15 protein-coding genes and 1 pseudogene are annotated in these 10757 nt (G+C 62.6%); 1 reads left to right on the forward strand and 15 read right to left on the reverse strand.

Features of this window, described 5'->3' with window-relative positions:
- Positions 1 to 147: 147 nt before the first annotated feature.
- A complete protein-coding gene (locus tag AB4Z53_RS29235) occupies positions 148 to 828 on the forward strand; it encodes a Crp/Fnr family transcriptional regulator (protein WP_113535648.1) in 681 nt (226 codons plus the stop codon).
- A gap of 36 nt (positions 829 to 864) precedes the next feature.
- Here the strand turns inward: AB4Z53_RS29235 and ureG are convergent, their stop codons facing one another.
- The 15 genes and pseudogenes from ureG to AB4Z53_RS29310 all read right to left on the reverse strand — a co-directional run.
- Positions 865 to 1476, reverse strand: a complete 612-nt coding sequence (gene ureG, locus AB4Z53_RS29240; protein ID WP_223725280.1) for an urease accessory protein UreG — start codon at positions 1474 to 1476, stop codon at positions 865 to 867.
- A gap of 77 nt (positions 1477 to 1553) precedes the next feature.
- A complete protein-coding gene (locus tag AB4Z53_RS29245) occupies positions 1554 to 2225 on the reverse strand; it encodes an urease accessory protein UreF (protein ID WP_291156883.1) in 672 nt (223 codons plus the stop codon).
- The gene (gene ureE / locus AB4Z53_RS29250) at positions 2218 to 2691 is read right to left on the reverse strand and encodes an urease accessory protein UreE (protein WP_441598972.1); all 474 of its coding nucleotides are present in this window, start codon (positions 2689 to 2691) and stop codon (positions 2218 to 2220) included. The genes AB4Z53_RS29245 and ureE overlap by 8 nt, the downstream gene beginning before the upstream one ends.
- Position 2692: 1 nt before the next feature.
- A complete protein-coding gene (locus tag AB4Z53_RS29255) occupies positions 2693 to 2989 on the reverse strand; it encodes a putative quinol monooxygenase (RefSeq protein ID WP_441598973.1) in 297 nt (98 codons plus the stop codon).
- A gap of 168 nt (positions 2990 to 3157) precedes the next feature.
- Positions 3158 to 3697 (reverse strand): peroxiredoxin, encoded by a 540-nt coding sequence (locus tag AB4Z53_RS29260; RefSeq protein WP_113535653.1) that lies wholly within the window; start codon positions 3695 to 3697, stop codon positions 3158 to 3160.
- A 278-nt stretch (positions 3698 to 3975) separates the two neighbouring features.
- Positions 3976 to 4647, reverse strand: a complete 672-nt coding sequence (locus AB4Z53_RS29265; protein ID WP_441598974.1) for a TIGR02117 family protein — start codon at positions 4645 to 4647, stop codon at positions 3976 to 3978.
- A 17-nt stretch (positions 4648 to 4664) separates the two neighbouring features.
- Positions 4665 to 6377: an urease subunit alpha gene (gene ureC, locus AB4Z53_RS29270; protein ID WP_441598975.1), complete on the reverse strand. Its 1713-nt coding sequence runs from the start codon at positions 6375 to 6377 to the stop codon at positions 4665 to 4667.
- Positions 6378 to 6380: 3 nt separating this feature from the next.
- Positions 6381 to 7025, reverse strand: a complete 645-nt coding sequence (locus AB4Z53_RS29275) for a Urease operon accessory protein (RefSeq protein WP_441598976.1) — start codon at positions 7023 to 7025, stop codon at positions 6381 to 6383.
- Between the two features lie 3 nt (positions 7026 to 7028).
- Complete coding sequence (locus tag AB4Z53_RS29280) at positions 7029 to 7448, reverse strand: lysozyme inhibitor LprI family protein (protein ID WP_441598977.1); 420 nt, start codon at positions 7446 to 7448, stop codon at positions 7029 to 7031.
- Entirely contained in the window at positions 7445 to 7750 is a 306-nt protein-coding gene (locus tag AB4Z53_RS29285; RefSeq protein ID WP_441598978.1) for an urease subunit beta, read from the reverse strand. The genes AB4Z53_RS29280 and AB4Z53_RS29285 overlap by 4 nt, the downstream gene beginning before the upstream one ends.
- Positions 7751 to 7760: 10 nt before the next feature.
- The gene (locus AB4Z53_RS29290; RefSeq protein WP_441598979.1) at positions 7761 to 8015 is read right to left on the reverse strand and encodes a DUF1272 domain-containing protein; all 255 of its coding nucleotides are present in this window, start codon (positions 8013 to 8015) and stop codon (positions 7761 to 7763) included.
- A 64-nt stretch (positions 8016 to 8079) separates the two neighbouring features.
- Positions 8080 to 8382 (reverse strand): urease subunit gamma, encoded by a 303-nt coding sequence (locus AB4Z53_RS29295; RefSeq protein ID WP_057249031.1) that lies wholly within the window; start codon positions 8380 to 8382, stop codon positions 8080 to 8082.
- Between the two features lie 123 nt (positions 8383 to 8505).
- On the reverse strand, positions 8506 to 9339 hold the full coding sequence (locus tag AB4Z53_RS29300) for an urease accessory protein UreD (RefSeq protein WP_291156881.1): 834 nt from the start codon (positions 9337 to 9339) through the stop codon (positions 8506 to 8508).
- A 176-nt stretch (positions 9340 to 9515) separates the two neighbouring features.
- A complete protein-coding gene (locus tag AB4Z53_RS29305; protein WP_291156882.1) occupies positions 9516 to 10490 on the reverse strand; it encodes a 2-hydroxyacid dehydrogenase in 975 nt (324 codons plus the stop codon).
- 140 nt (positions 10491 to 10630) lie between these two features.
- Positions 10631 to 10757: pseudogene (locus tag AB4Z53_RS29310) on the reverse strand (alpha/beta fold hydrolase); the annotation flags it as partial.

A 10757-nucleotide genomic window follows, 5' to 3' on the forward strand; every position in this document is an offset into this window, starting at 1 on the left:
GGGCTCGTCGTTCGCAGCTGTCACAATTCAAGAACAAGCCCGCGCCCTGCTAGCGCGGGCTTTTTGTTATTTTTATTTGATCGAGGTCAAACCACGTTCCGCCAGGCTTCATTACCTTGCACCTGGATCTTACTCAGGACGGACGTGATGAAAACGTTGCGATTGAACTCGAACGATAGGGCGGTGCTGCTCGGCTCTGGCTTCTTCGAGAAGCTGCCCATGGCGGCCACGAACGCAATTCTCGATGATGTGGTGGTATCCACTCACGAGGAGCACGATATCCTCTTTGGCTATGGCGAGCCGCTCGATCACGTCTTCTTCGTTCTCTCCGGCTTGGTGCGCCTCTACCGGCTGGGCAAGGACGGGCGCGAGGCCGATATCGCCGTTTTTCCGAGAGGCGAGCTTTTCGGTGAAAGCGCCATGTTCCTCGGCAACCGCGCAACGGTCAATGCGCAGGCGATCGAAACGACGATGCTTGCCCGGATCGACAGCCGCAAGCTGCGCAGGCTTGCCGAGCAGACGCCTGAAATCGCCGACGCGCTGATGCAGCTCCTGTGCCGGCACGCACAGATGGCCGAGGATTGCCTTGCGGAAGACCGGCTGCTCACGGCACCGCAGCGGGTTGCGAGCTACATCCTCGGAAACTGCCCCGACGGGATCACCAACTTCTCCTTCCGCCTGCCTTTCCAGAAGAATGTGCTGGCCGGAAAGCTGGGCCTGGCGCCGGAAGCACTGTCGCGCGCCTTCTCGGCACTCCGCCGCTCGGGCGTCACGGTCAAGGGTCGCGTCATCGAGATCCATGACCGGCAGGCATTGGAGCGCTTCTGACAGCCGACGAGGTTCGGCTGTCAGACGTTGGCAGCGTCAAAGGCCGCCGTGTAGCGTCAGAAAATCGACGATCCGGTTGATGCCGTCGCCGCGCTTCATGTCGGTGAAAACGAAGGGCTTTTCTTCCCGCATCCGCGTCGCATCCCGCTGCATCACGTCGAGATCGGCCCCGACATAGGGAGCCAGGTCCTTCTTGTTGATGACAAGCAGATCCGACTTGGTGATGCCCGGCCCGCCCTTGCGCGGGATCTCCTCGCCCTGGCAGACCGAGATGACATAGATTGTCAGGTCAGCGAGATCAGGTGAAAAGGTTGCCGCGAGATTGTCGCCGCCGGATTCGATGAAGACGACGTCGAGATCGGGAATGCGCCGGTTGAGATCGGCGATGGCCTGCAGATTGATCGTGGCGTCCTCGCGGATCGCCGTATGCGGGCAGCCGCCGGTCTCGACGCCGACGATGCGATCGGACGGCAACGCCTGCATGCGCACCAGGGCTTCTGCGTCTTCCTTGGTGTAGATGTCGTTGGTGACGACGGCGACGGAGTATTTCTCCCGCATTGCCTTGCAGAGCTTGTCGGTGAGCGCCGTCTTGCCCGAGCCCACCGGCCCGCCGATACCGACGCGAAGGGGACCGTTCTTCGATGCCATCTGGATGTCCTTTCAGGTGGAGCATTCCGGAAAAAGTGGGATGGGCTTTCTGTCCGGAATTGCGCAGTTCTATGGTGTCACGAGCGGAAGAGCCGCGAATGCAGGGTTTCGTGTCTCAAGGCCGAAATATCCGCGATGATCGTGGCCGAGCCGAGGTCGTCGAGCGAAGCGCCGGCGGCCTTGCTCGCCGTCGCCGCGATAACCGGCTCAAGCGCCGCGATGACGCCGACGCCATCGCGCTGGCCGGTCACGCCGCAGCGGATCGCCACCGAAACGGCGTTCGAAACGGCGGCGTTCAGATAGGCCGCAAGCGCAGGCTCAAGACCCGTTTCATGGGCCCCGGCCACGGCACCGACCGCCACCGGATAGGCGATAGTCTCCGGGAGCGCATCAAGAAGCGGGTGCGGCCACGAGCGTGCAGCGGCCAGATACGCCTGACCCTGCAGCATGATTTCCGTATGTCGCTCACGGCTCCCCGCCAGGGCTTCGGCAAGCTCTGCCGCCGCAGCCAACCGGACATGATCGTTCACGGCGCGATAACTCTCGGCAAGAAGCAGCGCATCGTTCCAGCCGGAGCCGAGGCAGATGACCGTCTCAAGCCAGTTGCGAAGCTCTGCGGCGTCCGTGACCAGACGGTCATGAACGGCCTGTTCAAGCCCGCTGGAATAGGAGAAAGCTCCGACCGGAAAGGCCGGCGACATCCATGTGACGAGGCGAAGCAGCGCCTGCGTATCGACCCGTTCAGCCATGGTGGTGATTGCCGTGGCCATGATTGTGGCCGCCGGCATGGTAGGCGCCGCGCAGCGGCTGGAAGGGTTCAGAAACCTCGGTCACCGCCGCACCCAGCCCTTCGAGCATCTGACGGATCACCGGATCGCGGGTAATCAGAATGCGGCTCTGCTCGATCTGTGCCGTCAGGTGGCGATTGCCGAGATGCCAGGCGAGTTCGATGAGGTGCAGCGGGTCACGCGGGCGAATTTCGTAGAGTGCCTCAGGTGCCGCAACGATCCGGATGTAGCCGCCACCGTCGAGCACCAGGAGATCGCCATCGGCGAGCATGACCGGTTCCCTCAGGTCCAGCATCACCACATCGTCGTTTTCGAGATGCAGGAGCTTGCGGCGCAGATGTCGCGCGTCGTGCGTCAGCGTCACGCTATGGAGCGGCGACTTGTCGGCAGGCCCAGGCGAGAGCACCTCTGTCGAACGATACGGCATCTCAGAGCACCTCGACCTTTTCCGGCGTCACGAGCTCGATGCGTGCCTCGATAAGCAGGTCCGCCATTGCCGCCTGGAAGGCCTTGAGATGCGGCTCTTCGAAATGCGCGTCAACGGCCGCCTTGCTCTGCCAGGTCTCGACGAACACCAAAGCATCAGGATCAGCGGGCTTGCGATAAAGGTCATAGGTGAGGCAGCCGGCTTCGCGCCGCGTGGCCTCGATCAGCGGTGCGGCCAGCGACACCACTTCATCTCCTTTGCCCGGATGCGCGGTCAGGTAGGCGATAATGTAAACCATTGAACCCTCGATATCTTTTCCATCCGCCAGTCTAGCAAGAAAAAGCTCCTGCGCCAGTCACAGAGCCGTTTTCCAAGGGACTGCATTGTACACGCCGAACAAGAAAAAGCCCGAAGATCGGAACCGATCTTCGGGCTTTCTCAAATCAGGAACGATACGTCCTTGCCATCACGCAGCAAGCTTCTGAGACTTCAGCGTCTCCAGAATGTTCTGCGGCGCGGAAACGCCATAGGGGTCGCTGTCGCAGTTGTCGGAATAGCCTTCTTCCTCGAACCACTGTTCGACGACGCCGTTATTGACAACGGCCGCGTAGCGCCAGGAGCGCATGCCGAAGCCGAGATTGTCCTTGGCGACCAGCATGCCCATCTTGCGGGTGAATTCACCCGAGCCATCCGGGATCAGCTTGACGTTTTCGAGGCTCTGGGACTTGCCCCAGGCGTTCATGACAAACGCATCGTTGACCGAGATGCAGTAGATCTCGTCGATGCCTTCGGCGCGGAAATCAGCCGTCAGCTTTTCGAAGTCGGGCAGCTGGAAGGTCGAGCAGGTCGGGGTGAACGCGCCCGGCAGCGAAAACAGCACGACGCGCTTGCCCGCGAAGTAATCGTCGGAGGACACGTCCTCCCAGCGGAACGGGTTCGAGCCGCCAATGGCCTCGTCGCGAACGCGAGTGCGGAACGTTACAGCGGGTACTTTTCTGCCAAGCATCGTCATCTCCTTGAGATCACCATGATTTTGGCCGGCTCGACCTAAATCATAAACGTGATCGTCTCTCATAAGTTAGAGCGAGTACCGGCGGATGACCGCATCCCGCTCTCGTGCGATTCCCAGTCGGCAGGTCCTGGGAGGAGCGCCTGGCTGACCGAGAAAGATCAGCGGCTTTCCTACCGGATAATCCGCTACGGCGCAGCATGAAAGGCCCCGATTCACATGCAGGCATGGCAGCCATGCGATGATCGCATGGCTCTTTTTCATGGTGCAGCGCCTCAGTTATGGATGCGCAACGACAACCCAAGACTTGGGGGCAACGGGTTCCACAGACCCGTGCGCAAACCTGCTTCACGCAACGCCCTCGCCGTCCAGGTATTGCAGCCGAAGAGCGCGTTGAAGCTGCCCTCGGCTTCAAAAAAGCGGTCGTTGCCATTGTAGGAAAAGCCGTCGATCGGGACGACGGCCCCAGCGTCGCGCGCAAAACTCTCTTCGATGAAGTTGAGCAGCCGATCGTATCCCGTTTCGTCGAGTTCGAAGCCGGCAACGGAGGCCTGCGGCTCGACGATCCGGCCAGCGATATCGACATGCATTACTGACCGGTCGAGCGTCAGCGCCTTGAAGACCGGCACGGCCTTCAGTTCCGACCAGGTTGGCGTTTCCAGATAGAAGGAACGCCCGCCCCAGCCGAAGATCAGCCATTGTGCCTGCGGGTGCGCAAGCGGCACGCCGGCCGGCTCAATGAACCCGAACCGCTTTCTCGTTTCGTCCGTCAGGGGCACGGCGATATCGGTATGGATCGGCCCCGAAAGCACCAGGATGCGCGTGGCCCCGGCTCCCGCCGCAGAGACGGAAATGGGCAAAAGCGGCCGCGGCAAGAGCGTTCCGAGAACGACCGCAAGCACCGCCGCCAGCAGGCCGAAGAAGGCCCATTTCTGGCTACGCTTCATGCTCCGTCTCTGCGGGATCAGAACAGGAAGTAACGCTGTGCCATTGGCACGATCGTCGCCGGTTCGCAGGTCAGCAACTCGCCGTCGGCGCGCACCTCGTAGGTCTCCGGGTCCACCTCGATGTGCGGCAGCAGGCTGTTGTGGATCATCGACGCCTTGCCGATGCAGCCGCGGGTGTTCCTGACGGCCACAAGTTGCTTGGCAACGCCAAGCTTGGCGGCAAGGCCGGCATCGAGCGAAGCCTGCGAGACGAAGGTGACGGAGGAACTCGTGCGGTTCTTGCCAAGGGTGGCGAACATCGGGCGGTAGTGCACCGGCTGCGGTGTCGGGATCGAGGCGTTCGGATCACCCATCGGGGCCATTGCAATCGAGCCGCCGAGCAGAACGAAGTCGGGCTTCACGCCGAAGAACGCCGGGTTCCAGATGACGAGATCGGCGCGCTTGCCGACTTCGATTGAGCCGATCTCGTGGCTGAGGCCGTGGGCGATCGCCGGGTTGATTGTGTATTTGGCGATGTAGCGCTTCACCCGGAAATTGTCGTTGTCGCCGGTTTCCTGCGGCAGTGGCCCACGCTGGCGCTTCATCTTGTCGGCGGTCTGCCAGGTACGGATCGCCACCTCGCCGACGCGGCCCATGGCCTGGCTGTCGGAAGAGATGATCGAGAAGGCGCCGATATCGTGCAGGATGTCTTCGGCCGCGATCGTTTCCTTGCGGATGCGGCTTTCGGCAAAGGCGATATCTTCGGGGATCGACGGCGACAGGTGATGGCAGACCATCAGCATGTCCAGATGCTCGGCGAGCGTATTCTTGGTGTAGGGCCGCGTCGGGTTGGTCGAGGATGGAATGACGTTCGGCTGGCCGCAGATCTTGATGATGTCGGGCGCGTGGCCACCGCCGGCACCTTCCGTGTGGAAGGCATGGATGGTGCGGCCCTTGATCGCCGCGATCGTATCCTCGACGAAGCCGCTCTCGTTCAGTGTGTCGGTGTGGATCATCACCTGCACGTCGTATTCGTCGGCGACGCTGAGGCAGCAGTCGATCGCCGCCGGCGTCGAGCCCCAATCCTCATGCAGTTTCAACGAGGTGGCGCCGGCGAGCACCATTTCCACCAGGGCGCCCGGCTGCGAGGCATTGCCCTTTCCGGCAAAGGCGATGTTCATCGGCAGGCCATCGGCGGCCTCGATCATGCGGGCGAGATGCCAGGGCCCGGACGTGCAGGTGGTGGCAAGCGTACCATGCCCCGGTCCGGCGCCGCCGCCGAGCATGCAGGTGAGCCCGCTCACCAGCGCTTCCTCGATTTGCTGCGGGCAGATGTAGTGGATGTGGCTGTCCATGCCGCCCGCCGTTATGATCTTGCCTTCGCCGGCGATCACCTCGGTACCGGGGCCGACGATGACGGTCACGCCCGGCTGCGTATCCGGGTTGCCGGCCTTGCCGATGCCTGCGATCCGCCCGTCCTTGAGGCCGATATCCGCCTTGACGATACCCCAGTGGTCGACGATCAGCGCATTGGTGATGACGGTATCGACGGCGCCGTCGGCGCGCGTCAACTGGCTCTGCCCCATGCCATCGCGAATAACCTTGCCGCCGCCGAACTTCACCTCCTCCCCATAGGTGGTGAAATCCTTCTCCACCTCGATGAAAAGCTCGGTATCGGCGAGCCGCACCTTGTCGCCCACCGTCGGGCCGAACATGTTGGCATAGGCCGCGCGCGACATCTTGTAGGGCATGGTTCAGGCTCCTTGGGACGAAGAAGAAATGGAATGGAGGCGGCGAAGACGACCGCTCGCGGCCAGCGCATCGACATAGCGGCGCTCGGCGGGAAAGGGATGCCACTGCCAGCCTATGTGGCCGAAGCCGGCAAGAACGACGTCGTCATCTCCAGTCGCGATGTTGGACAGGATGTCGGCAATGACGATCAGACCACTGGACGGAACGACATAGGGATCCGGTGAAAAGCCGGCGAGGTGATGATCTACTTGATCATGCACCGCCGCGGGGACGACGCGGAAGCCGCGCTTGGTCGAGCGGCTGAAGCTCTCGAAGCCGACCGTATAGTCGTCGCAGAAATCGTCGAGGTCCGGATGTGTTTCGGCGAGCCCGGCACGCATGGCGGCAAACTTCGCGCCCGATCGAACGCACCAGAATTCACGCGCCTGGCGCACCGGCGCGCTCGCCTTCCAGCGGCCGCCGCCGAGCATGGCGAGGCCGGGGCGGCCGGTGTTGCAGACGGCGACGATATCGGTCCTGTGGCCGCCGGAGCCGACGGAGCGGCAATCGTTGAAGCGCACGACGAGATCGGCGGCGTCGATCACAGTGGAAGCGCCGTCAGGCACGTCGCCATTGCCAACGATCATGATGGTGCGGCCGCGGCTCACGTTCTAGTTTCCCTCAGGCTCGGCAATGGCCTGGAGTTCCTTCGTCCGGGCCCTCGTCAGTTCGGTCAGGCAACCGGAGACGAGCATTGGCTCCATCGAGCCACCGCGGGCTTCGAAACCCGAAAGTTCGCATTGGCCGTCACGGTAACCGATCCAGGCACGCTGAGCCTTCTTCAGTGCCTCCTCCGCACCAACGTAGTTCGCGTCGATCTCGGCAAGCTCCTTGTCCTGCGCCTGGGTCGCAGCCAAGGCCTGCTTGTAGACCTTGTTCAACTCCACGTCGGCCGCCTCGTAGTCCTCGTTGGCACAGATGTTCATGTCCATCTGCGTCACCGCGTTCTGGCAGTCGACCTCGTGTTCCTGCGCCAGAGCGGATGCCAGCGGCAGAACGAGAGCAATGGCAAATATCGCGAGGCGTCTCATAGCTTGCCCATCACCTGCTGGCGGAAGCCATAGACCTCGCGCTTGCCGGACAGCGGGACCAGCGTTACCTGGCGCGTCTGGCCCGGCTCGAACCGCACGGCGGTGCCCGCCGGAATGTCCAGCCGCTGGCCGTAGGCCGCCTTCCGATCGAACTGCAGTCCGGCATTGGTTTCGGCAAAATGGTAGTGGCTGCCGACCTGGATCGGCCGGTCACCGGTATTGGCAACCTCGATGGTGGTCGTGTCGAGGCCGGCATTGAGTTCGATCTCTCCGGCAGCCGCGATGATTTCTCCTGGGATCATGGTTCTCTCCTCAAGCCGCCTTCACACCGGCGCAGCCCTGCGGCTTCAGCACGCGCTCGGTCGAGGCCGGATACTTTTCAAGCAGGGCCGCCGGGCGCACCGGGCGGCGGGTGAATTCGCCGCCGCAATTCGGGCAGGCGCCACCAAGCGTTCCCTCGGCGCAATCGACGCAGAAGGTGCATTCGAACGTGCAGATCATGGCCATCCGGCTATCGGGCGGCAAATCCTTGTCACAGCACTCGCAGTTGGGCCGCAAAGCCAGCATGCCTGCCTCCTGGTATCCTGAGTTGGACGGGTACGGTCGAAAAGCCGCCTGCGCTACCCCTCGTTCAGCGGATCGGTTCGTGAACCGTGACGAGCTTGGTACCGTCGGGGAACGTCGCCTCGACCTGGATGTCGTGGATCATCTCGGGGATGCCCTCCATCACCTGATCGCGCGTCAGCACCTGGGCGCCCGCCTCCATCAACTCCGCAACCGAACGCCCGTCGCGGGCACCCTCGACGACGAAGTCCGTTATCAATGCGATCGCCTCGGGATGGTTGAGTTTCACGCCGCGCTCCAGGCGCCGGCGCGCGACCATGGCCGCCATGGAAATCAGCAACTTGTCCTTTTCGCGCGGGGTAAGATTCATGCGTCGCCACCGGTTGTTCGTGAAGCAATTCCCAGCAAGACTGCGAAGCGGTTTTCCGCCAGGAATTACAGAGTTTCAACGTGTTAGATCATTTCACTGTTTCAACAAAAATACGAAATGACCCTAGAGAACCCAGACTTTCGGCACTGTCTTCTGCTTGCGCAAGTGCGAAATAATGGGGATGAGGATTTTTCTGAGCGCGAACCCATCCGGCGCCGCAAAGCGGGCCACCAGCTTGTCGCGGCCATCGACTTGAAAATGGCTGATACCGACGCCGGCCTCACCATCAACGAGCGATCGAAGACGTGGCAGCAAGGGTTCGCAATCGGGCCCGACATAGAGGAGCGTCGCAAAGGCGGCCGCGCCATCGAGCACCGCCCGACGTTGACCGAGACCAGCGATCTCTCCGGCAAGCGCCAGATTGTCCGCATGCAGCAACTTGCCCGCGGTCCGGACACGCCAGCGATCACGAAAGAGCCCGGTTTGCACCACCTCGCCCATCGCCTTGCGGCCGAGCAGAACCGCCTCCACCGCAAGAAACGTCGCGTCCGCGGCAAGTTCCACGTCCAGCGAACGCGACAACGAGGCGCGGTCGAAGAGGATCGTCTCCTGCGGCAGCCAGTCGACGCGTGCGCCGGCGGCAACCTCGACACGTGTGGCAACCTCGACCGTATCGGCGCTCGCCTTGTAGATCTTCTCGCAAGCTTGGGTCGTCACCGTCACGTCGGTTCCGGCCCCGGCCGCAACCTCCCAGATCATACGATCGCCGCCGGTGAGGCCGCCGGATGAATTGATGAGCACCGCCTCCATGGAGGCATCGAAGGTCTTCGGCAGGCGGATCTTGGCGCAGCCCTCCTGATAGAGTTCCGCAATGCGGCTGTGGCCGAGCGCCATCTTGGCGACCAGTCGCCCCCTACCCCAGGCCCGTTGCGGGGCGATGCTTGCTGCCTTGTTCATGTTCGACCGCCGAGCGGTGTCCTTCAATCACTGGCGCGCCACCCGTCGGGCCGATCGCCTTGCTTTCCCGCTATCGTCCGCATCGTGACACGACAAGTCAAGTTATTGTTTTGCAAAGAAAATCGTCAGGATGCTGCATTTCCTTGCAGGCGCTGCGCAGAAAACAGGCAGCCCCATCACGCCACGCGATCCGGAGGTTCACGCCCGGCAAAGAAGGCGGTGATATTATCGACCACCTTCATGCCCATGGCGACACGCGTTTCCTCCGTGGCACTGCCAAGATGCGGGAGGAGCACGGCGTTCTCGAGCGCGCGCAGACGCTCGGGCACATTCGGCTCCACTTCGAAGACATCGAGACCGGCGCCGCGTATGACGCCGGTCTCGAGAGCGGCGACCAAGGCCGGTTCATCGATGACGTCACCCCGCGCCGTGTTGACGAGGTAGGCGCCTTTTTTCATCAGCGCCAGCCGCTCGGCATTGATCAGATGCCGGTTTTCACCGCCCCCCGGGCAGTGCAGCGACACGAAGTCCGCAACCTTCAACACGTCCTCGACGGTATCCAGCTGACGGGCGCCGTAGCGGCTCGCCTCGTCGGGGTCGACGCGCGAGCGGTTGTAGAAGACGACGTCCATGTCGAAACCGAAGTGGCAGCGTTTGGCCATGGCCTTGCCGATACGGCCGAAGCCGATGATGCCGAGCGTCTTGCCGGTAACCTTGCTGCCGATCATGTGGGTCGGGCGCCATCCGGTCCATTCGCCGGCGCGCACCTGGCGCTCGCCCTCACCTGCCCGGCGCGCGACCGTAAGCAACAGCGTCATGGCAATGTCTGCGGTGCAGTCCGTCAGAACGCCAGGCGTATTGGTAACGGCGATGGCGGCAGCCTTGGCGGCCGCAACATCGATGTGATTGTAGCCGACGCCGTAGTTTCCGAGGATCTTCGCCCTGAGGCCACCGCCGGCAAAGAGTTCGGCCGGAAGCCGATCGGAAACCGTCGGGAGAACGGCATCGTAGGCCCTGAGCGCACCGCCCAGCTCTGCGGCCGTCATCGGCAAGTCCCGCTCGTTCAAGGTCGCGTCGAAGCGCTCGGCGAGCACCTGTTCCACCGCCGCCGGCCAGCGACGGGTGACGAGAATGCGGGGTTTCGAGCTCATGCCTGCCTCCGGATCAGAATCGTCGGAAGATAGTGCACGAAACGGTGCGGCGCGACAGCCATCACGACAAGCGAAACACCTATCACAAAAAGCAAAAAAGAGGCGCCGAACGGGCGCCTCTTCTCATCGCTTTGTCAACGTCAGGCCTTGGCGAAGGCGAGCAGGTCGGCGTTGAGCTGGTCCTTGTGCGTGTCGGTGATGCCATGCGGCGCGCCGGCATAGACCTTGAGTTCGGCATGCGGGACGAGTTTCTTCGAAGCCCGAGCG

It is taken from the genome of Ensifer sp. 2TAB8, assembly GCF_052115125.1.
In the GTDB taxonomy this organism is placed as follows: domain Bacteria; phylum Pseudomonadota; class Alphaproteobacteria; order Rhizobiales; family Rhizobiaceae; genus Ensifer.